Here is a 21,271-nt window from a genome sequence, read left to right as displayed (position 1 = left end):
CCGGGCGGCAGGGTCGGTCCGCCGGGCCGGTCCACGGGGCCGGATCCACCGGACCGGATCCACGGGGCCGGATCTACTGGGCCGGGGTCTCCGCCGTGGCGGCCGCCGCGGCGGCGAGCTCGGCGGTGATGTCCGCCGGGCGGCGCCAGCCGCGCTCGCCGCGGGCGAGGAGCCAGGCGGTGGCCTCCTGCGGCGGCATCGCGGCGGCCACCAGCCAGCCCTGCACCGCGTCGCAGCCCAGGTCGCGCAGCCGCTCCCAGGTCTCGTCGTCCTCGACGCCCTCGGCGACGACGAGCAGTCCCAGGGAGTGCGCCAGGTCCACCGTGCACCGCACGATCTCCGCGTCCTGGGCGTCCACGGCGAGCCGGGCCACGAAGGAGCGGTCGATCTTCAGCTCGCTGACCGGCAGGCGGCGCAGGTGCACCAGGGAGGAGTAGCCGGTGCCGAAGTCGTCGAGGGACATCTTGACGCCGTGCCCGGTCAGCCCGGCCATGGTGTCGGCGGCCCGCTGGGGGTCCTCCAGCAGGACGTGTTCCGTTATCTCCAGCTGGAGGCCGCTCGCCGGGACCCCGTGCCGGGCGAGGCGGGCCGCGACGGCTCCCGCGAAGCCGGGCGTGTGGACGTCGCGGGGCGAGACGTTGACGGCGACGGGCACCTTGAGGCCCTGGGCGCGCCAGCGGGCGACCTGGGCGAGGGCCGTCTCCAGGACGTACTCGGTGAGGTGCGGCATCAGACCGGAGGTCTCGGCGATCGCGATGAACTCGTCCGGGGGGACCCGCCCGCGTTCCGGGTGCACCCAGCGGACCAGCGCCTCCAGCCCGGCGACCTGCCCGTCGAAGCGGACCTTCGGCTGGTAGTGCAGTTCCACTTCGCCGGCGTCGAGGGCGCGCCGCAGGTCGCCGAGGAGTCCGAGGCGGTCCGGGGTGTTGCTGTCGCGCTTGGACTCGTAGACCTCGACGCCCGTGCGGTCGCGCTTCGCCTGGTACATGGCGACGTCCGCGCGGCGCAGCAGCCCCTCGGCGTCGAGGGCGTGGTCGGGGAAGACCGCGAGTCCGGCGCTGGCCTCCAGGACGAGGGTCAGGCCGTCGAGGTCGAGCGGGGAGCTGAGCTCGGCGACGAGGTGGCGGGCGACCCGCTGGGCGCTGGTGGTGGAGTCGGCGACGGGCAGCAGTACGGCGAACTCGTCACCGCCGAGGCGGGCCACTTCGGCGTCCTGGGGCAGGGCCTGGCGCAGCCGGTCGGCGATCTGGAGGAGCAGCCGGTCCCCCGCCAGGTGGCCGAGGGTGTCGTTGACCGCCCGGAAGCGGTCCAGGTCGATCAGCACAAGAGCTGACCGGGTGCCCAAACGTTCAGCCTCGTCCAGGGCCGACCAGGCGCGTTCCAGCAGCCACTGCCGGTTCGGGAGCCCGGTCAGCGGGTCGCGCAGCTGTTCCTCGGCCCGTGCGCGGGCGATCCACAGGGTGGAGTCGAGTGCGATGAGCGGTACGGCGAACAGCGGCAGCAGGACGGGCAGGCTGACGGCGACCACGCAGATGAGGGGGGCGATGCCGAGCAGGGCGGCGGCCACCAGCGCCTGCCGGAGCAGGGCGGTGCGGGCGACGGTGGGCAGGCCGCCGCCGCGCGGGTTCAGCGCGCACCACAGCAGGAGCCGGGTGACCGCGAGGTAGGTGACGGCGACCAGGACGACTTCGGGGATGTCGGCGAGGCCCCAGGTGGCGGGCTGCCAGGGCGTCTCGACGCTCGGCGCGTCGCCGAAGGCGGCCAGGACGAGGGCTCCCGCGCCGATGCCGAGGATGTCGACGCAGCCGTGCAGCAGTCCCTGCCGCCAGCGGTGCCGGCGTGCGGCGCCGACCAGGGTGACGACGGCGAGCGAGACGAGTCCGGCGGGGACCCAGCCGTAGAGGAGGAGTACGCCGAGGGTGAGGGCGGCGCCCGAGCCGGTGCCGCCCCACCAGCGGTCGCGGCCGAGGGCGACCAGGTGGCCGACGATGACGCCGGTGAGGAGGGCCAGCGCCCAGCCCACCGTGCCGCCGGGGAACAGGGCTTGACGGTCGGTCAGCGCGGAGACGATGCCGCCCGCGAGGACCACCGCGGCCATGCCGATGACGACGAGGGGCAGCACGGTGCGCCGCTGTCCCTGTGTTCCGCCGCCCGTACCGGTGTCGAGGGGACGGGTCTCCGGTGTCCTGGCACCCAGGACACCGAGCCGGCCCGTCCGCTTGGGCGGGGGTTCCCCGCCGAATTCAGGTGACGGGTCGGCGCTTTCGGTGGGTTTCATGCCCGTCCCTCTCACAGCCGGCGATGCCGATGTCACGCGATGGCCCCGATGTCATGCCATCACGGCCGGAAGCGCATCAGGCAGCCGTGCACGACAGGCGCACCCCACAACAGTAGGACGCGAGAGGCACCCAGGGGCAGCGGTCGGCAGTGGTTGCCCGAATGCGACCCAGCCATCCTCATCAGTACGGTATCCGCCGAACGGGTGAGTTTGGACCAGGACCCCCCGTCACCCTTCCGATGATCCGACAGCCCACCGCCCCATGACCAGGCCTGTACCGGCCGTTTACCACCGGGCGCCGCGCCGGGCGTGCGCCCGCCCGTACGGCCGCACGCCACGCATCCGTTCGCCTCGGCCGCTCCCCCGGAGCGGCTCCCGTGTGGGTTACTACTCCGCCACGGGCCCGCCGTCCAGGGGGAGGGCCGCCTCGCGGGCGGCGTCGGGGCCCTGTTCGAGCAGCACCTCGAAACCGGCGTCGTCGAGGATGGCCAGTTTCAGCTGCACGGCCTTGTCGTACTTCGAACCGGGGTTGTCGCCGACCACGACGAAGGAGGTCTTCTTCGACACCGAGCCGGTCACCTTGGCTCCCCGGCTCTGGAGGGCCTCCTTGGCGCCGTCGCGGGTGTGGCCCTGGAGGGTGCCGGTGACGACGACGGTCAGCCCTTCCAGCGGGCGCGGACCCTGCTCCTCGCCGGAACCTTCCTCCTCCATCCGCACGCCGGCCTCCCGCCACTTGCGGAGGATCTCCTGGTGCCAGTCGACGGCGAACCACTCCTTGAGGGAGGCCGCGATGATCGCGCCGACGCCCTCGGTGGCCGTCAGCTCCTCCTCGGTGGCCTGCTCGATGCGCTCGATCGAGCGGAACTCGCGGGCGAGGGCCTCCGCGGCGACGGGGCCGACGTGACGGATCGACAGGCCGTTGATGACGCGGGCCAGCGGGCGTTCCTTGGCGGCCGCGATGTTCTCCAGCATGGCCAGGGCGTTCTTCTTCGGCTCGCCCTTCTGGTTGGCGAAGACCGTGACGATCTTCTCCTCGCCGGTCTTCGGGTCCCGCTTGGGGAGCCCGCTGTCCGGGTCGAGGACGTACGCCTTGATGGGCAGCAGCTGCTCGATGGTGAGGCCGAAGAGGTCGCCCTCGTCCAGCAGCGGCGGCTCGGCCGGCTCCAGCGGGCCGGTCAGCGCGGCCGCCGCGACCATGCCGAAGTTCTCGATGTCCAGGCTCTGTCTGCCGCCGAGGTAGAAGAGCCGCTCCCGGAGCTGGGCGGGGCAGGTCTGCCCGTTGGGGCACCGGACGTCGATGTCCCCCTCCTTCATCGGCCGCAGCGTCGTCCCGCATTCGGGGCATTCGGCCGGCATCACGAACGCCCGCTCGCTCCCGTCCCGCAGGTCGACCACCGGCCCGAGGATCTCGGGGATGACGTCGCCCGCCTTGCGCAGCACCACGGTGTCCCCGATGAGGACGCCCTTGGCCTTGACGACCTCCTGGTTGTGCAGGGTCGCGAACTCCACCTCGGACCCGGCCACCGTCACCGGCTCCACCTGCGCGTACGGGGTCACGCGGCCGGTGCGGCCGACACCGACCTTGATGTCGATCAGCTTGGTGTTGACCTCTTCGGGCGCGTACTTCCAGGCGATCGCCCAGCGCGGCGCGCGGGCCGTGGAACCGAGCCGGCCCTGGAGCGCGATCTCGTCGAGCTTGACGACCACGCCGTCGATCTCGTGTTCCACCGAATGCCGGTTCTCGCCGAATGCGGAGATGAACCCGCGCACTTCGGCGAGCGTGGAGACCACCTTGTTGTGCCGGGCGGTCGGCAGGCCCCACTCGCGCAGCAGCTCGTACGCCTGCGACTGGCGCTCGATCTCGAAGCCCTCGCGGGCGCCGATGCCGTGGACCACCATGTGCAGCGGGCGGCTCGCGGTGACCTTGGGGTCCTTCTGGCGCAGCGACCCGGCCGCCGCGTTGCGCGGGTTGGCGAAGGGCTTGCCCTCCGCCTCGACGAGCCGCGCGTTGAGCTCCTCGAACTTCTCCATCGGGAAGTAGACCTCGCCGCGGATCTCGACCAGCGCCGGGATCCGGTCGCCCTTGAGGCGGTCCGGGATCTCGGCGATGGTGCGGACGTTGGGCGTGATGTCCTCGCCGGTGCGGCCGTCGCCGCGGGTGGCGGCGCGGGTGAGGCGGCCGTTCTCGTAGGTCAGGTTGACGGCGAGGCCGTCCACCTTCAGCTCGCACAGGTAGTGGTAGTCGGAGGTGTTCGCGTCCCGGGCCACGCGCTCGGCCCAGGCCGCCAGTTCCTCGTCGTCGAAGGCGTTGTCGAGGGAGAGCATCCGCTCCCGGTGCTCGACCGACGCGAAGTCCGTCTCGTACGCCCCGGCCACCTTCTGGGTGGGCGAATCGGGCGTACGCAGCTCCGCGTACTGCTCCTCCAGCGCCTCCAGCGAGCGCAGCAGCTTGTCGAACTCGGCGTCGCTGACGACCGGCTGGTCGTTCACGTAGTACCGGAAGCGGTGCTCCTCGACCTGTTCGGCCAGCAGCGCGTGCTGCTCACGCACCGCCGCCGGTACTGCCGTGTCCTGCTGTTCGGCTGCCATGCCGTGTCCTCCCGTGGCCCGTCTCGACCGTCACTCAGGGTTGTCGGCGAGCGACCTCGCCGCCCTGACGCAATGGGCCTGCACCGCGCGGGCGTAGGCGGGCGAGGCGCCCGCCAGACCGCACGACGGAGTGACCACGACGGACTCGGCGAGAGTCCCCGGAGCCAGTCCCAGCCTGCGCCAAAGCTTCCTGACACCCATGACGCTACCGCCCGGGTCCGACAACACGGTGTCGGTGCCGGGCACCACTCCGGCGAAGAGTTTCAGCCCGCCTTCGACGGCTTCCCCGAGGGCGTCGTCCTCGCGCTCGGTGAGCAGGGAGAAATCGAACGAGACGCCCGCGGCGCCGGCCCGCTTCAGCAGTCCGAAGGGGACCTCGGGGGCGCAGGAGTGCACGACGACCTCCCCGTCGTGGACGGCGAAGAGGTCCCGCAGGGTGCCTTCCACGACCTGCCGGTCGACGGCCCGGTAGGTGCGGTAGCCGCTGGCCGAGCGGACCCGGCCGAGGAGGACGGCGGTGAGGGACGGTTCGTCGTACTGGAGGACGATCTCGGCTCCGGGGATCCGCTTGCGCACGTCCGCCAGGTGCTCGCGCAGGCCTTCCGCGAGGGATCCGGCCAGGTCCCGGCAGGCTCCGGCGTCCTGGAGCATCGCCTCGCCGCCGTGGAGTTCCAGGGCGGCGGCCAGCGTCCACGGCCCGACGGCCTGGACCTTGAGCTTGCCGGTGTAGCCCTGGGTGAACTCCTCCAGGGCGTCCAGGTCCTCGCCGAGCCAGGAGCGGGCGCGGCGGGTGTCGCGGCCCGGGCGGTCGCTGATGCGCCAGCCGCTGGGCTCGACGTGGGCGTACAGGTCGACGAGCAGCCCGAGCGAGCGGCCGATCATGTCCGCGCCGGGGCCGCGGGCGGGCAGCTCGGCGAGGTACGGGAACTCCTCGAAGGAGCCGGTGACGGTCTTGGCGGCCTCGCGGGCGTCGCCGCCGGGCAGCGAGCCGACTCCGGTGGCGCTCGCGGTCATCGGCCGGGCCTCACGGACAGGTCGTTCACCTCGGCGTCGCGGGGCAGGTCGACGGCCATGACGATGGTGGTGGCGACGGACTCGGGGTCGATCCAGGCGGCGGGGTCGTACTCCTTGCCCTCCTGCGAGTGCACCTTGGCCTGCATCGGGCTGGCGGTGCGGCCGGGGTAGACGGAGGTGACGCGGATGCCGTTCGGCTTCTCCTCGGCGCGCAGGGAGTCGGCGAGGGCCTTGAGGCCGTGCTTGGAGGCGGCGTAGGCGCTCCAGTCGGCGTGGGCGGTGAGGCCGGCGCCGGAGTTCACGAAGACGACGGTGGCCTTCGAGGCGCGCAGGGTGGGCAGCAGCAGCCGGGTGACCTCGGCGGGGGCGATGAGGTTGACGTTGAGCTGCTGGTGCCAGGTCTTGGGGCGGAGCTCGCCGACGGGGCCGAGGTCGACGATCCCCGCGACGTGCAGGAGGGAGTCGATGCGCTCGGGGATCGGCTGCTTGGAGAAGGCCCACGACAGCCGGTCGGGGTCGGCGAGGTCTCCCACGAGGGTCCGCGCGCCGGGGTAGAGCTCGACGAGCTGCCGGGCGCGGGCGGCGTCACGGGCGAGGAGGACCAGGTCGTCGCCGCGGGCGTGCAGGCGGGCCGCGACGGCGGCGCCGATGCCGGAACCGGCACCGGTGATGAGGTGAGTAGCCATACGGTCATGCTCGCACCCCGCGGGGGCGCTCCGCGGCCCCGGCCGGGAGCCGGGGGCCGCCCGTGGCGCAGGCGGCCCGGCCGTCCGTGTCAGAGGCCGGCTTCGGCGCGCAGCGCGGCGGCGGTCTTGCGGGCGTCGTAGTCGGCGGGGACGCCCTCGACCAGGACGACCTGGCCCTGGATGTGGTCGGTGCGCAGGGGCAGGATCGCCTGGTAGGCGGGCGAGGCGTACCAGGCGCGGGCCCGCTCGATGTCCGGGAAGCCGACCATCACGATGGTGCCGGGGAAGGGGCCTTCGAGGACCTCGACTTCGGCTCCGTGGACGAGGAAGCGGCCGCCGAAGGGCTCCATGCTCGGCTGGATCTCCTCGATGTAGCGGAGGATGTCCTCGTTCACGGCCTCGGGGCGTATGTGGGCGATGGCGTACGCGGTCATGACGGTTTCCCCTGTCTGCGGGCGGGCCCGGCGCTCCGGGCCGCTGGTCCCATCGTGCCCGAGGGGGTACCCCCCGGGTCGATGACCTCGGAGGTCATGTCAGGTCAGGACGGGACGGGGGCAGGGGCGGGGGCGGCCGGGCCGTGCGGCTGGAAGGTGCGGCGGTAGGCGATCGGGGAGACGCCGAGGGCGGCACGCATGTGCTGGCGCAGGGAGTTGGCGGAGCCGAAGCCGGCGCGGTGGGCCACGAGGTCGACCGGCAGGTCGCTGGACTCCAGCAAGTGGCGGGCGATTTCGAGGCGTTGGGCGGTGAGCCACTGCACGGGGGTCATGCCGACCTCGTCGCGGAAGCGCCGGGTGAAGGTGCGCAGGCTCATCCGGGCGTGGGCGGCGAGTTCGGCGAGGGCGATGGGCTCGGCGAGGCGTTCCAGGGCCCAGGCGCGGGTGGCCGTGGTGGTGGCGACGGTGGGTTCGGGGACGGGGCGGTCGATGTACTGGGCCTGCCCGCCGTCCCGCCACGGGGGTACGACGCACATGCGGGCGGCGCGGTTGGTGATGGCGACGCCGTGGTCGCGGCGGACCAGGTGCAGGCACAGGTCGACGCCGGCGGACACTCCGGCGGAGGTCAGGACGTCCCCGTCGTCGACGAACAGGACCTCCTCGTCGACGAGGACACGGGGGTAGGCCCGGCGGAACTCGGGGGCGAGGTTCCAGTGGGTCGTCGCGGGGCGGCCGTCGAGGAGCCCGGCGGCGGCGAGCACGTAGGAGCCGCTGCAGATGGAGACCAGGCGGGTGCCGGGGCGGATGCCGGCGATCGCCGCGGCCACCTCGGGCGGCAGCGGTCCCCCGAGGCTCAGTTCGGGCATGGCATGGGTGGGCGGGATGATCACGGTGTCGGCGGCGGCGAGGGCCTCGGGCCCGGCCGCGGGCTGGATGGCGAATCCGGAGTCGCTCGTCACCGGGCCGCCGTCGGCGGTGCAGACGACGACCTCGTACAGGGCCGCTCCGTCCTCGTCCACGGCGCTGCCGAAGACCCGGGAGGGGATGCCCAGCTCGAACGGGGGGAAGCCCGGGAGGGCGAGGACCGCGACCAGGTGGCGGCCGCCGGTGCCGCTCCGCCCGGTCGGTCCCGCGGTTGCCGTCGGTTCCGTACGCGCCTCGCTCATGGCCAGATCCTGTCACATAGTGGCCGGACGGCCAATACCACGGGTCGGCGCCGTGTCCGAATCTGGGACACGTCGCCGGGGAACTGCCCGGTACGGACGCAATCGGACGGAATGAGGCGGACTGACATGCGCGCGATGGTCGTGAACGAGTGGGGCGGCCCCGAGACCCTGGTCGAGCGGGAGATCGAGCGCCCGGAACCCGGGCTGGGTGAGGTCCTGGTCCGGGTGCACGCGGCCGGCGTGAACCCGGTCGACTGGAAGACCCGGGCCAGCGGGGCCCTGATCAGCTGGGGCGAGACCCCGATCGTCGGCTGGGACGTCTCCGGCACGGTCGAGGCGGCCGGCCCCGGCGTGACCCTGCACAGCGCGGGCGACGAGGTGTACGGGATGCCGCTCTTCCCGCGGCAGGCGGGCGCCTACGCCGAGTACGTGGTGGCCCCGGCCCGGCACTTCGCCCGCAAGCCCGCCTCCCTGGACCACGTGCAGGCGGCCGCGCTGCCGCTGGCGGCCCTCACCGCGTGGCAGGCGCTGGTGGACACCGCCGGCGTCACGGCCGGGCAGCGGGTACTGGTCCACGCGGCGGCGGGCGGCGTGGGGCACCTGGCGGTGCAGATCGCCAAGGCGCGCGGCGCGTACGTCATCGGCACCGCGAGCGCGGCCAAGCACGAGCTGCTGCGCGGGCTGGGCGCCGACGAGCTGATCGACTACCGGGAGCAGGACTTCACGGAGGCGGTCTCCGAGGTGGACGTGGTGATCGACGCCCTCGGCGACGGGACCGCCGAGCGCTCCCTGAAGGTGCTGAAGCCCGGCGGCCACCTGATCTCCCTGCCGGGACCGGACTCCGTACCGGCGGACGCCGGCACGGCGCGCGCCGTCTGGCTGCTGGTCGACCCGGACCTCAAGGGCCTGGAGGGCATCGCCGCGCTGGCCGACGCGGGGCTGCTGAGGCCCCTGGTGGACACGGTGCTGCCGCTGGAGCAGGCCGCGAAGGCCCACGAGATCGGCGAGCTCGGCCGGACCACCGGCAAGATCGTCCTGACGGTGGTCTGAGCCGTACGGAGCCCGCCGCGCCGCCTCAGACGGCGGCCGCGGCCCGCGTGGTGGTGGCGATGGTGGCGGAGCCGACCACGCGGGTGCCGTCGTAGAGCACGATCGCCTGGCCGGGGGCCACGCCGCGGACCGGCTCGGTGAAGGAGACGCGCAGCTCGCCGTCCACGACCTCGGCGAAGACCTCGGTCTCGCCGCCGTGGGCGCGCAGCTGCGCGGTGTAGGTGCCGGGGGCGGCGGCCACGGCGCCGCACCAGCGGGGGCGGATCGCGGTGAGGGCGCTGACGTCGAGGGCCTCGACGGGGCCCACGGTGACGGTGTTGTTCACCGGCGAGATGTCGAGGACGTAGCGCGGCTTGCCGTCGGCGGCGGGGTGGCCGATGCGCAGGCCCTTGCGCTGGCCGATGGTGAAGCCGAAGGCGCCCTCGTGGGTGCCGACCTTCTCACCGGTCTCGTCGACGATGTCGCCCTCGGCCTTGCCGAGGCGGTTCGCGAGGAAGCCCTGGGTGTCGCCGTCGGCGATGAAGCAGATGTCGTGGCTGTCGGGCTTCTTCGCGACGGCCAGGCCCCGCTCCTCGGCCTCGGCGCGGATCTCTTCCTTGGTGGTGAGGGTGTCGCCGAGCGGGAAGAGGGCGTGGGCCAGCTGCTTCTCGTCGAGGACGCCGAGGACGTACGACTGGTCCTTGGCCATGTCGGAGGCGCGGTGCAGCTCGCGGGAGCCGTCCTCGTTCAGGACGACGGTGGCGTAGTGGCCGGTGCAGACGGCGTCGAAGCCGAGGGCGAGGGCCTTGTCGAGGAGCGCCGCGAACTTGATCTTCTCGTTGCAGCGCAGGCAGGGGTTCGGGGTGCGCCCGGCCTCGTACTCGGAGATGAAGTCCTCGACGACGTCCTCGCGGAAGCGCTCGGCGAGGTCCCAGACGTAGAAGGGGATGCCGATGACGTCGGCGGCGCGGCGGGCGTCGCGGGAGTCCTCGATGGTGCAGCAGCCGCGGGCGCCGGTCCGGAAGGACTGCGGGTTCGCGGAGAGCGCCAGGTGGACGCCGGTGACGTCGTGCCCGGCTTCGACCGCGCGGGCGGCGGCGACGGCGGAGTCCACGCCGCCGGACATGGCGGCCAGGACGCGAAGGGGGCGGGCGGTGCGCGGCAGGTTCTCAGTCATAGCACCGTCCAGGGTACGGGGAACCGGGCGGGGTCACAGCGCGTTATCGGCTGTGGGGGGTGGATCACATGACCGAGCAGACGGACAAGGGCGGGAAACGGCCGGGCCGGACCCGCAGGGCGGTGCTCTTCGGCGGGCTGGGAGTCGTCGCGGCGGCGGCGGTCGCGGGGCGCGAGGAGATCGGGCGGGCCTGGTGGCTGTTGCCGGGGGTGTCCAAGCCCCGCAAGGAGGGTGAGCTCGATCACGCGGGGGCGAACTGGACGGCGGCGTCGCCGGCGAACTGGCGGCTGGCCGACCGGCCGGACGACTACCGGGTGGACCGGATCGTGGTGCACGTCACGCAGGGCGGCTTCGCCTCCTCGGTGGACGCGTTCAAGAACCCCTGGCACAAGGCGTCGGCGCACTACATAGTGCGCCAGGACGGCCACATCGAGCAGATGGTGCGCGAGCTGGACGTGGCCTTCCACGCGGGCAACCGCTCGATGAACGAGCGCAGCGTCGGCATCGAGCACGTGGGCTTCGTGGACCGCCCGCAGGACTTCACGGACGCCATGTACACGGCCTCGGCGAAGCTCGCGGCGGACGTCTGCCGCCGTTACGGGATACCCGTCGACCGCAAGCACATCGTGGGGCACTCCGAGGTGCCGGGCGCCGACCACACGGACCCGGGCCGCCACTGGGACTGGGACCGTTACGTCCGCATGGTCCGCGAGGCGCTGGGCCCCGAGAAGACCGGCTGAGTACGCGCACTCATGCGGCTGTCAGTCCCGGGGTGGAGGCTGGACCTCTCGGACGGCATCTACACGAGGGGCGCGGGGCAGTGGACTTCGAAGTCGCAGGCATGACGATCGGCACGGTCGGGACGGACGGCGACGACCGGGCGATCGAGTTCGCCGTGAGAGCGCCGGGCGCGCAGGAGGGGGCCCGCTTCGCGATCCACCGCGACCACGACCAGGGCTGGGAGGCCGCGCGCCTGACCATCGACCCGCGGTCGGACGGCGTCCCGGTGGCGGCGGTCGAGTGGGCGGTGGAGTTCGCCCGCGAGTACCTCTGACCGGAGACCGGGCTCCCTGCGAGGGGGCCCGGAGCCGGCCGGGCGCCCTCGTGGGGGGTGTGGCTAGCTGAGGCCGGCCGTGCGGGCTCGGGCGACCGCCGGGCCGATGGCGGCGGCCACGGCGGCGACGTCCTCCTTCGTGGAGGTGTGGCCCAGGGAGAACCGCAGCGTGCCGCGGGCCAGCTGTGGGTCGGTGCCGGTGGCCAGCAGGACGTGGCTCGGCTGGGCGACGCCCGCGGTGCAGGCGGAGCCGGTGGAGCACTCGATGCCCTGCGCGTCCAGGAGCAGCAGCAGGGAGTCCCCCTCGCAGCCGGGGAAGCTGAAGTGGGCGTTGGCCGGGAGCCGGTCGGCGGGGTCGCCGCCGAGCACGGCGTCGGGTACGGCGTCCAGTACGGCGGCGATCAGGTCGTCGCGCAGGGCGCCGACCTCCGCCGCGAACCGCTCCCGCCGTTCGGCGGCGAGCACGGCGGCCACCGCGAAGGCGGCGACGGCGGGGACGTCGAGGGTGCCGGAGCGGACGTGCCGCTCCTGCCCGCCGCCGTGGAGCACGGGGACGGGGCTCTGGTCGCGGCCGAGGAGCAGCGCCCCGATGCCGTACGGGCCGCCGATCTTGTGGCCGCTGACGGTCATGGCGGCGAGGCCGCTGTCACCGAACCGGACGTCGAGCTGCCCGAAGGCCTGGACGGCGTCCGAGTGCAGGGGGATGCCGTACTCGCGCGCGACGGCGGCCAGTTCACGGACCGGCATGACGGTGCCGATCTCGTTGTTGGCCCACATGACGGTGGCCAGAGCCACGTCGTCCGGGTCGCGTTCGACGGCTTCGCGGAACACCTCGGGGTGCACGCGCCCGTGCCGGTCGACGGGCAGGTACTCGACCCGGGCGCCCTCGTGCTCGGCGAGCCAGTGCACGGCGTCGAGGACGGCGTGGTGCTCGACGGGGCTGGCGAGGATCCGGGTCCGGGAGGGTTCGGCGTCGCGGCGGGACCAGTACAGGCCCTTGACGGCGAGGTTGTCGGCCTCCGTGCCGCCCGACGTGAAGACCACCTCGCTCGGCCGGGCGCCCAGCGCTTCGGCGAGGGCCTCGCGGGCCTCCTCGACGGTGCGGCGGGCGCGGCGGCCGGCGGCGTGGAGGGAGGACGCGTTACCCGTGGCGGCGAACTGCGCGGTCATCGCCGCAGCGGCCTCCGGCAGCATCGGGGTGGTGGCGGCGTGGTCGAGGTAGGCCATGATCCCCCGATTCTACGAGTCCCCCGGACCCCGGCTCCCCAGCGGGCGGCGGAAACCGTCCGGCCCCGCCGTCCCGTGCCCCGGGCCGCCTCCGCGCAACGCACCGGGCACCGAACGCCGGACGCCGGGCACCGGCGGGCGGGCATGCCGCGCCGGACGTCGCGCGCCCGGCGCGGCGGCGCCGTCCGGCGGGATTTCGGCCGGGTGCCTACCGCGGTGCCCGCGCGAGCTGGCGGGACTGGGCCACGAGGCGGTCCGCGGAGTCCCAGACCTCGGCGTCCTCCTCCAGGAAGCCCCCGGCCATGTTGCGGGTGGTGATGGCGACGCGCAGCGGCCCGGGGGCGGGGCGGCAGCGGATGTGGGTGGTCAGTTCGACGGTCGGGGCCCAGCCCACCAGCCCGAGGTCGAAGGCGGTCGGCGGCAGGGCGTCCACCGCGAGCAGCAGCGAGAACGGGTCGGCGTCGCGGCCGTCGGCCAGCTCGAACCAGGCCCGCATCTCGCCCTTCCCGGAGGGCGCGCCGACGGCCCAGCCCGCGGTGGCCGGGTCCAGCCGCAGCCGGAGGCGGTCGACGATGGCGGAGCTGCCGGGGATGGGGGCGGGGCCGGCCTCGGCGCCGAAGCAGTCCTCGTAGGCGGGGAAGGCGGGCGGCAGCGCTGCGGTCTGCACGGTGTCGGGCAGCGCGGCGAGGTCGCCGTAGGAGGCGAGGACGCGGATGCGCTCGATCTCGGCGCCGTTCTCGTCGAACTGGAACAGCGAGGCCTGGCCGGTGGAGAGGGTGCGGCCGACCCGGACGACCTGGGTGCGGATGACGGCGGGGCCGGGCACCGAGGAGGTCAGGTAGTGGGCGGAGACGGTGAAGGGGTCCGGGTGCGGCAGGGCCGCCGACAGGGCCCGGCCGACCAGGGCCAGCAGGTAGCCGCCGTTGACGGCGGTGATGATCGTCCACCCGGCGGAGAGTTCCGCGTCGTACACCCCGGGCTCTCCCGCGCGGGGGGAGACGGTGGTGTCGCGGTCGAACTCGCTGTCGCCGATGGATGCCTGGGCCGCTGCGTATGACATGGAAACGACGGTACACCGGGAGGCTACTAAGCGGTAGCTTTTGTTTTCTCCCCCGCTCCCGGCCCCGCTCCCGGCCGCCCGGCCCGGTGCCCCGACGCCCGCGTCCTACGGTTCCTCGGCCACCGACGAGCGGCGGTTCCAGGCCAGCGGCGCCCGCCAGTGGTAGCGCATGGCGAGCAGGCGCAGCACGAAGGTGGTGACGATCGCGAGACCGGTCGTCACGGCGTTCAGCATGTCGAAGGCGATGAAGAGGGCCACCATGGCGGCTCCGACGACGGCGGGGACGGCGTACATCTCCCGGTCGCGCAGCAGCGAGGGCACCTCGTTGGCGAGGACGTCGCGCAGGACGCCGCCGCCGACGGCCGTGGCCAGGCCCAGGGCGGCGGAGGCGGTCAGCCCGAGGCCGTACTCGTAGGCCTTGGTCGTGCCGGTCACGCAGAACAGGCCGAGGCCCGCCGCGTCGAAGACGTTGATGGCCCGGTTGATCCGCTGGACCTCGGGGTGCAGGAAGAAGACGAGCGCGGCGGCGATCAGGGGCGTGACGAAGAAGCTCAGCTCCCCGAAGGCCGCCGGCGGGACGGCGCCGATGCACAGGTCGCGCAGCAGACCGCCGCCGAGGGCGGTGACGAGGGCGAGCACGGCGATGCCGAAGACGTCGAAGTTCTTGCGTACGGCGAGCAGCGCGCCCGCGGTGGCGAAGACGAAGATGCCCGCGAGGTCCAGCGCGTGCTGGACACCGGGCGGGAAGAGATCGTGGAGCACCCGGCCATTGTCGCCCGGCGACGGGTGGGCGAACGGACGCGCGAACGGAGCGGGGCTCCCGGAACGTGTCCCGGGAGCCCCGCTCCGGCGTTGGCGCAGGTCTCGTCCGCTACTCCGAGACCGTCACCACCGCGTCCGCCGCGCCGGGCAGAGCCTTGTCGCCCGGAGCCTGGTCCGGGGCGTTCTCGGGGTGGTGGCAGGCCACCTGGTGGCCGGTGGCGAGGGCCAGCATCGGCGGCTCCTGCGTCGTGCAGATCTGCGTGGCCTTCCAGCACCGGGTGTGGAACCGGCAGCCGCTCGGCGGGGAGATCGGCGAGGGCACGTCGCCCTTGAGCAGGATGCGGCCGCTCTTGGCGCCGCGCCGCCGCGGGTCCGGCACCGGCACGGCCGACAGCAGCGCCTTGGTGTACGGGTGCATCGGGGTCTCGTAGAGCGACTTGCGGTCGGTCAGCTCCACGATCTTGCCGAGGTACATCACCGCGATGCGGTCCGACACGTGCCGGATGACCGAGAGGTCGTGCGCGATGATCACGTAGGTGAGGCCGAGCTCCTCCTGGAGGTCGTCCAGCAGGTTGACCACCTGGGCCTGGATCGACACGTCCAGCGCCGAGACCGGCTCGTCGGCGACGACCAGCTTCGGGTTGAGGGCGAGGGCCCGGGCGATGCCGATGCGCTGGCGCTGACCGCCGGAGAACTCGTGCGGGTAGCGGTTGACGTGCTCGGGGTTGAGGCCCACGAGCGACAGCAGCCGCTGCACCTCGCTCTTGAGCCCGCCCTCGGGGGTGACCTTCTGGAGCTTGAAGGGGGCCCCGACGATCGTGCCGACGGTGTGGCGCGGGTTCAGCGAGCCGTACGGGTCCTGGAAGATCATCTGGACGTCGCGGCGCAGCGGCCGCATTCCGGCGACCCCGAGGTGCGTGATGTCGCGCCCCTCGAACTCGACGGTGCCGCCCGTGGGCTCCAGCAGGCGGGTAATCAGCCGGCCCATCGTGGACTTGCCGCAGCCGGACTCGCCGACGACGCCGAGGGTCTCACCGCGGCGGACGTCGAAGTCGATGCCGTCAACGGCCTTGACGGCCCCGGTCTGGCGGCGCAGCAGCCCCTTGTTGATGGGGAAGTGCTTGACCAGCCCGGTCACCTTCAGCAGCGGCTCCGCCTCGGGGTCCTTCGTGGCGGTCTGCGCGGAGTCCTTCTTGATGTCGGTCACAGCTTCGGCGCAATCTCTTCGGTCCAGATCCGGGTCCGCTCGTCCTGCGACATGTGGCAGGCGGACCAGTGCCGGCTGTCGTCCTGGACGAGCTCGGGCCGCTGGGTGCGGGTGATGCCGCCCTTGGGGACGTCGGCGTAGGGGCAGCGCGGGTTGAAGGCGCAGCCGCTCGGGATGTTGATGAGGCTGGGCGGCGAGCCCTTGACCGGGATGAGGCGCTCGGTCTGGTCGCGGTCGATGCGGGGCATCGAGCCGAGCAGGCCCCAGGTGTAGGGGTGCCGGGGCTCGTAGAAGACCTTCTCGGCGGTGCCGCGCTCGACGCACCGGCCGCCGTACATCACGAGGATCTCGTCGGCCATCTCGGCGACCACGCCCAGGTCGTGCGTGATCATGATGACCGCGGAGCCGAACTCCTTCTGCAGGTCGCGGATCAGGTCCAGGATCTGCGCCTGGACGGTGACGTCCAGGGCGGTGGTCGGCTCGTCCGCGATGAGCAGCTCGGGGTTGTTGACGAGCGCCATGGCGATCATCGCGCGCTGGCGCATGCCGCCGGAGAACTCGTGGGGGTACGCGTCCACGCGCCGGTGCGGCTCCGGGATGCCGACCCGGTCGAGCATCTCGACGGCCCGTTTGCGGGCGGTCTTCTTGTCGACCTGGTGGTGGGTGCGGTAGGCCTCCACGATCTGCGAGCCGACCGTGTAGTACGGGTGCATCGCGGAGAGCGGGTCCTGGAAGACCATCGCCATCTTGCGGCCGCGGAGCTTGCGCACGTGGTCGGCGTCGGCGGCGACGAGGTCCTCTCCGTCGAGGCGGACCTCGCCGGAGATGTGCGGGCGGCTGCGGGCGTTGCCGGTGCGGTGCAGGCCCATGATGGCCAGCGAGGTGACCGACTTGCCGGAGCCGGACTCGCCGACGATGCCGAGGGTCTTGCCGCGCTCCAGGTCGAAGGAGAGCCCGTCGACGGACTTGACGAGGCCGTCGTCGGTCGGGAAGTGCACCCGCAGGTCGCGTACGGAGAGGTAGGCGCCGTCCCGTGGTCCGGCCTGCTCGGGCACGAAGGCGGGCCCGCCGGAGCTGGTGGGGGTGGAGGCAGGGGTCTCGGTCACGTCAGCCTCACGCGCGGGTCGATGACGGCGTACAGCAGGTCCACGATCAGGTTGGCCATCACCACGAAGAGCGCGGCGAGCAGGGTGACTCCCATGATCACGGGGAGGTCGCCGGCGCCGATGGCGGCCACGGCGGCGGTCCCGAGGCCCTGGAAGTTGAAGGTCGTCTCGGTGAGCACCGCGCCGCCGAGGAGTCCGCCGAGGTCGAGGCCGAACATCGTGACGATCGGGGTGAGCGTGGAGCGCAGGGCGTGCTTGCGGATGACCACGCCCTCCTTGAGCCCCTTGGCCCGGGCGGTGCGGATGTAGTCCTCGCCGAGGACCTCCAGCATCGTGGCGCGGGTGATGCGGGCGTAGGTGGCGGCGAAGAGGAAGGCCAGGGTGATCCAGGGCAGGATCAGGCTGTTGAGCCAGGCCAGTGGATCCTCGGTGAGTGGCTGGTAGTTGGACACGTCCAGCCAGCCGAGGCCGTAGACGAAGATCGCGGGGGCCACCATGCCGGTGAAGAAGATCGGCAGGGAGACGCCGGCGAGGGCGCCGACCATGACGGTCCGGTCGATGGCCGTGCGGCGCTTGAGCGCGGAGACGACGCCCGTGGCGACACCGGCGATGACCCAGATCACGGCCGCCCCGAGGGCGAGCGAGAGGGTGACCGGCATGCGGTCGAGCATGGTCTCCCAGACGGGGGCCTCGGTCTTGAAGGAGTAGCCGAAGCAGGGCGCCGCGCAGTGCGTGACATCGGTGCCGCCGTCGTAGTCGCGGCCGACGAAGATGCCCTTGAGGAAGAGCAGGTACTGCTCGGAGATGGGCTTGTCGAAGCCCATCTTCACGCGGATGCCCGCCAGGGCGGTCTCGTTGGTCTCGCGGCCGGCGTACATGAGCGCGGGATCGCTGCCGGTCAGCTTCGGGACCGCGAAGAAGATGCCGAAGGTGACCACGGAGACCACCAGCAGCGTGGCGGCGACGTTGAACAGCCGCCGTATGAGGTAGACGAGCACTGCAGTCGGCCGCCCGGGGCGGGTGGCCGCCGTCCCTCGTGGGGACGGCGGCCACCGCCTGCGGCCTTCACCTGCCCTTCGGACTAGCGCATGTGCGGTGAAGGCACTTACTTGCGTGCTGAGTTGCTTTGACCAGGCCGTGCGACTACTTGGCGGCGATACCCACCGTGGCAAGGTCGATCTTGCCCATGGAGTCGTTGAAGTAGACGTTGGTCAGGCGCGGGTTGTGGTAGACGAAGGCCTTGTCGAAGTTGATCGGCAGGTAGAGCGCCTTCTCCATGACCTTCTTGTTGATGTCCGTGTAGAACGGCGCGGCCTCTTCGGGCGTGGCGGCGGAGGCGGCCTTGTCGAACAGCCCGTTGACCTCGGGGTCGTTCAGCTCGGTGTAGTTGTTGTTGCCGTTCGGCAGGATGAACGAGCCGTCGACCAGCGGCTGGAGGAAGCCCGCGCCGGAGTTGTAGTCGGCGCCCCAGCCCATGACGATGATGCCGTAGTTCTTCTTCTTCACGTTCTCGGGCGAACCGATCGTGGAGGAGGAGAGCTTGCCGTCGTACTGGTCGATCGTCGCCTTGATGCCGACCTTGGCGAGGGCCGCCTGGAGGGACTCGGCGCTCTTCACCTCGGGGGCGCGGTTGTTGCGCACGGCGATGGTGGTCTCGAAGCCGTCGGGCTTGCCACAGGCCTTGAGGGCCTCCTTGGCCTTGGCCTCCTGCGGCTCGCCCTTCGTCAGGCCGAACGGGTCGAAGGACTTGTCCGAGCCGGGGATGCCGGGCGGCAGCATGTTGGCGCCGAGGTCACCGCTGGTCGGGCCGCCGCGGGCGGTCTGCAGGGACTTCGGGTCGGCCGCGTAGATGACGGCCTTGCGGCACTCGACGTTGTCGAACGGCGCGACGGTCTGCGGGAAGGCGAAGTAGCGGATGTAGCCGGTGAAGGGGTTGTCCGCGTTCTTCTTGAGCTTCTCGTCCTTGAGGACCTTGTTCTTGCCGGCCTGCTGCATGCCCGTGCCGTCGACCGCGAGGTCGATGTCACCGGACAGCAGGCGCTGGTCCATGTCGTCCGGGTTGGTCGTCACCGTGAAGGAGACCTTGTCCGGCAGACCCTTGCGGATCGTGTCGGTCTTCGGGTCCCAGTTCTCGTTGCGGACGAAGGTCGCGCCCTTGCCCGCGGTGAAGCTCTCCACCTTGTAGGGGCCGGTGGACAGCGGCTTGTTGGTGTAGGTGGCGCCCGTGTCCTTGGCCGCCGGGACCGGCGAGGAGGACGGCATGGCCAGCAGGTAGCTGAAGTCGGAGTTGGCGCTCGCCAGGTTGAAGACGACCGTCTTGTCGTCCGGCGTCTCGACGGACTTCAGACCCATCTTGTTCGGGTCGGTGTCCTTGTACGGGCCGGGGTACTTCTGGCCCTGGTCGAGGAGGTCGATCAGGTACGTCGGACCGCCGGACAGGACGTCCTGCGCGAAGACGCGCTCGATGCCGTACTTGATGTCCTTCGAGGTGATCGGCGAACCGTCCTCGAACTTCACGCCGTCCTTGATCTTGACGGTGTACGTCTTGCCGTCGTTGCTCAGGACCGGCAGGGCCTCGGCGAGGTCCGGGACCAGCTTGGTGCCGTCCTTGCCGGGCTTGCTGTCGTAAGCGAGCAGCTGGCGCACGTAGAGGCGCTGGATGTTCCACACGAAGCCGTAGTAGGCACGCGCCGGGTCGAGGTAGTCGACGTCCTGCGGGGACCAGAGCTTCAGCTCGCCGCCCTTGGCGTCCGAGGGGTTCACGACGCCGGTGGTGGCGGCGTTGAACGCGGCGCCGCCGTCACCGGCCTTGCCCTCGGTCTTGCCGTCGTCGCCACCGCACGCGGCGGTCAGCGACAGGGCGGCGATCACGGCGGTGATCGCGAGTGCCTGCTTTCTGCGGATCACGGTTGTCCAACCTCCATAGGTGGGTGAATCGAGAAGCGGTTCAGCTGCCCTTGGGGTCGAGTGCGTCACGCAGCCCGTCCCCGAAGAGGTTGAACGCCAGGACGGTGATGAAGATCGTGATACCCGGGACCACCATGTACATGGGGTCGTCCTGGTAGATGGGGATGGCGTCGGACAGCATCTTTCCCCAGGAGGCGGTGGGCGGCTTGACGCCGGCACCGAGGAAGCTGAGGGCGGCCTCCGTCAGGATGTTGGTCGGGATGATCAGCGTCGAGTAGACGAGGATCGGCGCCACCAGGTTGGGCAGCAGCTCCTTGACCAGGATGTAGCCGCGGCCGGCTCCCAGGCTGCGGGCGGCCTCGACGTACTCGCGCTCCCGGAGGGAGATCGTCTGGCCCCGGACGATGCGGCCGATGTACGGCCAGCCGAAGAAGCCGATGACGACGATCAGCACGCCCATCCGGACGCCCGAACCCTCGAATCCCAGCAGGGAGTTGGGGACGACCGAGACCAGGGCGATGGTGAACAGCAGCTGGGGGAAGGCCAGCAGCAGGTCCATGAGGCGGCTGATGAGGCCGTCGACCCAGCCGCCGAGGAAGCCCGCCAGCGCGCCGAGGAAGCTGCCGAGGAGGACCGACACGAAGGCCGCCAGGAAGGCGACGACCAGCGAGATGCGGGCGCCGTAGACGATCCGGCTGAACACGTCGCGGCCGTTGGTGGGTTCGACGCCCAGCAGGAACTCGGAGCTCATGCCGCCGAAGGAACCGATCGGCGTGCCCAGGTCCGGGTCGATCATGTCCTCGTGGAACTCGTTGGGCGGGTGGCCCAGCAGGCTCACGATCTGCGGCGCGAAGACCGCCACCAGGATCAGGAGGATCACGACCACGCCGCCGGTCAGCGCGACCTTGTCACGCTTGAGCCGCATCCAGGCGATGCGACCGGGCGAGCGGCCTTCGATGGCCTTGGCAGGGACGTCGGCTACGGACACGGGTGCGGGTGTTTCCGCGCTCGTGTCGTGCAGTGGTGCCGTCATCGTGGTGGGGACCCCTCTCGGCCGACGGGTAGCCGGCCCATGCCCGCCGCTGTGGCGGCGTTGGTGCGGAGTGGCGCTCGGAGTGCGTGGTACACGCAGAACGCGTGCGGAGTGCGGGTGCGGAGCAGCTGAAGTGCGGAAAGTGCGGGAAGTGCCGTGCGAAACAACAAGCGAAGTCCACGTACCGAACCGGGTCCTGGAGGACTGACCGGCTCTTGGGTGGGGAGTCTTCATCGGGCGCTCGACCAGCCGCCAGACCCGCAGATGAATGGATGCGCAACCGTGATCTGACGCGTGGGTTCCCGTTATCCGGACTCCGCTGGCGGCTCAGCGGAGCAAGACCGGCCGTTCGGTACGCAAACGGACATCACGCCCAACTCACAGGACTACCACGCCAATTGGATGCCCATCAGTGATGAAATCCGGACAAGGCGAAGGCCGCCGGGAACCGTGGTTCCCGGCGGCCCGATGTCGCCGGACATGTCCGTCCCAGAGTCCGGGCAGGTGCCCGGTTTCCCTGTAGGTGACCCGGTGAACGCCCC

At 71.9% G+C, this 21,271-nt stretch carries 18 protein-coding genes; 3 read left to right on the top strand and 15 right to left on the bottom strand.

The annotated features are described in order from the left end of the window. Nucleotides 1–73: 73 nt before the first annotated feature. The 6 genes from AC07B0_RS19570 to AC07B0_RS19545 all read right to left on the bottom strand — a co-directional run bounded on the left by AC07B0_RS19570 (nt 74) and on the right by AC07B0_RS19545 (nt 8,167). Nucleotides 74–2,278 carry a putative bifunctional diguanylate cyclase/phosphodiesterase gene (locus tag AC07B0_RS19570; RefSeq protein ID WP_467290633.1) on the bottom strand — a complete coding sequence of 735 codons (2,205 nt, stop codon included), beginning with the start codon at nt 2,276–2,278 and terminating at the stop codon, nt 74–76. A gap of 387 nt (nt 2,279–2,665) precedes the next feature. Next, nucleotides 2,666–4,867, bottom strand: coding sequence for an NAD-dependent DNA ligase LigA (gene ligA, locus AC07B0_RS19565; protein ID WP_356878291.1), 2,202 nt, complete (start codon nt 4,865–4,867; stop codon nt 2,666–2,668). Between the two features lie 30 nt (nt 4,868–4,897). Further along, nucleotides 4,898–5,881, bottom strand: a complete 984-nt coding sequence (locus AC07B0_RS19560) for a methionine synthase (protein WP_356878292.1) — start codon at nt 5,879–5,881, stop codon at nt 4,898–4,900. Then, nucleotides 5,878–6,567, bottom strand: coding sequence for an SDR family oxidoreductase (locus AC07B0_RS19555; protein ID WP_356878293.1), 690 nt, complete (start codon nt 6,565–6,567; stop codon nt 5,878–5,880). The genes AC07B0_RS19560 and AC07B0_RS19555 overlap by 4 nt, the downstream gene beginning before the upstream one ends. Before the next feature lie 89 nt (nt 6,568–6,656). Further along, on the bottom strand, nt 6,657–7,001 hold the full coding sequence (locus tag AC07B0_RS19550; RefSeq protein WP_356878294.1) for a DUF1330 domain-containing protein: 345 nt from the start codon (nt 6,999–7,001) through the stop codon (nt 6,657–6,659). 104 nt (nt 7,002–7,105) lie between these two features. Beyond that, entirely contained in the window at nt 7,106–8,167 is a 1,062-nt protein-coding gene (locus AC07B0_RS19545; RefSeq protein ID WP_478898639.1) for a GlxA family transcriptional regulator, read from the bottom strand. A gap of 126 nt (nt 8,168–8,293) precedes the next feature. On the opposite strand from AC07B0_RS19545, the gene AC07B0_RS19540 reads away from it, so the two are divergent. After that, complete coding sequence (locus AC07B0_RS19540; protein WP_356878296.1) at nt 8,294–9,217, top strand: NADP-dependent oxidoreductase; 924 nt, start codon at nt 8,294–8,296, stop codon at nt 9,215–9,217. 25 nt (nt 9,218–9,242) lie between these two features. Here AC07B0_RS19540 and mnmA read toward each other — a convergent pair whose 3' ends face one another. Then, the gene (mnmA, locus tag AC07B0_RS19535) at nt 9,243–10,373 is read right to left on the bottom strand and encodes a tRNA 2-thiouridine(34) synthase MnmA (protein WP_356878297.1); all 1,131 of its coding nucleotides are present in this window, start codon (nt 10,371–10,373) and stop codon (nt 9,243–9,245) included. 68 nt (nt 10,374–10,441) lie between these two features. On the opposite strand from mnmA, the gene AC07B0_RS19530 reads away from it, so the two are divergent. Together AC07B0_RS19530 and AC07B0_RS19525 are read left to right on the top strand one after the other, a co-directional pair. Then, nucleotides 10,442–11,113, top strand: a complete 672-nt coding sequence (locus AC07B0_RS19530; protein ID WP_356878298.1) for an N-acetylmuramoyl-L-alanine amidase — start codon at nt 10,442–10,444, stop codon at nt 11,111–11,113. Between the two features lie 101 nt (nt 11,114–11,214). Next, nucleotides 11,215–11,427, top strand: coding sequence for a hypothetical protein (locus tag AC07B0_RS19525; protein ID WP_478898638.1), 213 nt, complete (start codon nt 11,215–11,217; stop codon nt 11,425–11,427). A gap of 63 nt (nt 11,428–11,490) precedes the next feature. On the opposite strand, the gene AC07B0_RS19520 is transcribed toward AC07B0_RS19525, so the two are convergent. The 8 genes from AC07B0_RS19520 to AC07B0_RS19485 form a co-directional block, all read right to left on the bottom strand. Continuing rightward, the gene (locus AC07B0_RS19520; protein ID WP_356878300.1) at nt 11,491–12,654 is read right to left on the bottom strand and encodes a cysteine desulfurase family protein; all 1,164 of its coding nucleotides are present in this window, start codon (nt 12,652–12,654) and stop codon (nt 11,491–11,493) included. 208 nt (nt 12,655–12,862) lie between these two features. After that, on the bottom strand, nt 12,863–13,714 hold the full coding sequence (locus tag AC07B0_RS19515; RefSeq protein ID WP_356878301.1) for a thioesterase family protein: 852 nt from the start codon (nt 13,712–13,714) through the stop codon (nt 12,863–12,865). A gap of 105 nt (nt 13,715–13,819) precedes the next feature. After that, nucleotides 13,820–14,476, bottom strand: coding sequence for a trimeric intracellular cation channel family protein (locus tag AC07B0_RS19510; protein ID WP_356878302.1), 657 nt, complete (start codon nt 14,474–14,476; stop codon nt 13,820–13,822). A 109-nt stretch (nt 14,477–14,585) separates the two neighbouring features. After that, entirely contained in the window at nt 14,586–15,683 is a 1,098-nt protein-coding gene (locus tag AC07B0_RS19505) for an ABC transporter ATP-binding protein (protein ID WP_356878303.1), read from the bottom strand. Next, nucleotides 15,680–16,738, bottom strand: a complete 1,059-nt coding sequence (locus tag AC07B0_RS19500) for an ABC transporter ATP-binding protein (protein ID WP_356878326.1) — start codon at nt 16,736–16,738, stop codon at nt 15,680–15,682. Before AC07B0_RS19500 ends, AC07B0_RS19505 begins: the two co-directional genes overlap by 4 nt. A gap of 47 nt (nt 16,739–16,785) precedes the next feature. Beyond that, the gene (locus AC07B0_RS19495) at nt 16,786–17,787 is read right to left on the bottom strand and encodes an ABC transporter permease (protein WP_281208050.1); all 1,002 of its coding nucleotides are present in this window, start codon (nt 17,785–17,787) and stop codon (nt 16,786–16,788) included. A gap of 145 nt (nt 17,788–17,932) precedes the next feature. After that, nucleotides 17,933–19,696 (bottom strand): ABC transporter substrate-binding protein, encoded by a 1,764-nt coding sequence (locus AC07B0_RS19490; RefSeq protein ID WP_467290621.1) that lies wholly within the window; start codon nt 19,694–19,696, stop codon nt 17,933–17,935. A gap of 40 nt (nt 19,697–19,736) precedes the next feature. Continuing rightward, complete coding sequence (locus AC07B0_RS19485) at nt 19,737–20,729, bottom strand: ABC transporter permease (RefSeq protein WP_356878305.1); 993 nt, start codon at nt 20,727–20,729, stop codon at nt 19,737–19,739. Between the last annotated feature and the right edge of the window lie 542 nt (nt 20,730–21,271).

It is taken from the genome of Streptomyces sp. NPDC044704, from assembly GCF_056433525.1.
Note: the sequence above shows the minus strand (reverse complement) of the source record. Positions and strands in the feature narration are given on the sequence as shown.

What these genes read in the sequence shown, in the direction of transcription:
- AC07B0_RS19570 (WP_467290633.1), bottom strand. Translation starts at nt 2,278, where the DNA reads ATGAAACCCACCGAAAGCGCCGACCCGTCACCTGAATTCGGCGGGGAA.
- ligA (WP_356878291.1), bottom strand. Translation starts at nt 4,867, where the DNA reads ATGGCAGCCGAACAGCAGGACACGGCAGTACCGGCGGCGGTGCGTGAG.
- AC07B0_RS19560 (WP_356878292.1), bottom strand. Translation starts at nt 5,881, where the DNA reads ATGACCGCGAGCGCCACCGGAGTCGGCTCGCTGCCCGGCGGCGACGCC.
- AC07B0_RS19555 (WP_356878293.1), bottom strand. Translation starts at nt 6,567, where the DNA reads ATGGCTACTCACCTCATCACCGGTGCCGGTTCCGGCATCGGCGCCGCC.
- AC07B0_RS19550 (WP_356878294.1), bottom strand. Translation starts at nt 7,001, where the DNA reads ATGACCGCGTACGCCATCGCCCACATACGCCCCGAGGCCGTGAACGAG.
- AC07B0_RS19545 (WP_478898639.1), bottom strand. Translation starts at nt 8,167, where the DNA reads ATGAGCGAGGCGCGTACGGAACCGACGGCAACCGCGGGACCGACCGGG.
- AC07B0_RS19540 (WP_356878296.1), top strand. Translation starts at nt 8,294, where the DNA reads ATGCGCGCGATGGTCGTGAACGAGTGGGGCGGCCCCGAGACCCTGGTC.
- mnmA (WP_356878297.1), bottom strand. Translation starts at nt 10,373, where the DNA reads ATGACTGAGAACCTGCCGCGCACCGCCCGCCCCCTTCGCGTCCTGGCC.
- AC07B0_RS19530 (WP_356878298.1), top strand. Translation starts at nt 10,442, where the DNA reads ATGACCGAGCAGACGGACAAGGGCGGGAAACGGCCGGGCCGGACCCGC.
- AC07B0_RS19525 (WP_478898638.1), top strand. Translation starts at nt 11,215, where the DNA reads ATGACGATCGGCACGGTCGGGACGGACGGCGACGACCGGGCGATCGAG.
- AC07B0_RS19520 (WP_356878300.1), bottom strand. Translation starts at nt 12,654, where the DNA reads ATGGCCTACCTCGACCACGCCGCCACCACCCCGATGCTGCCGGAGGCC.
- AC07B0_RS19515 (WP_356878301.1), bottom strand. Translation starts at nt 13,714, where the DNA reads ATGTCATACGCAGCGGCCCAGGCATCCATCGGCGACAGCGAGTTCGAC.
- AC07B0_RS19485 (WP_356878305.1), bottom strand. Translation starts at nt 20,729, where the DNA reads ATGACGGCACCACTGCACGACACGAGCGCGGAAACACCCGCACCCGTG.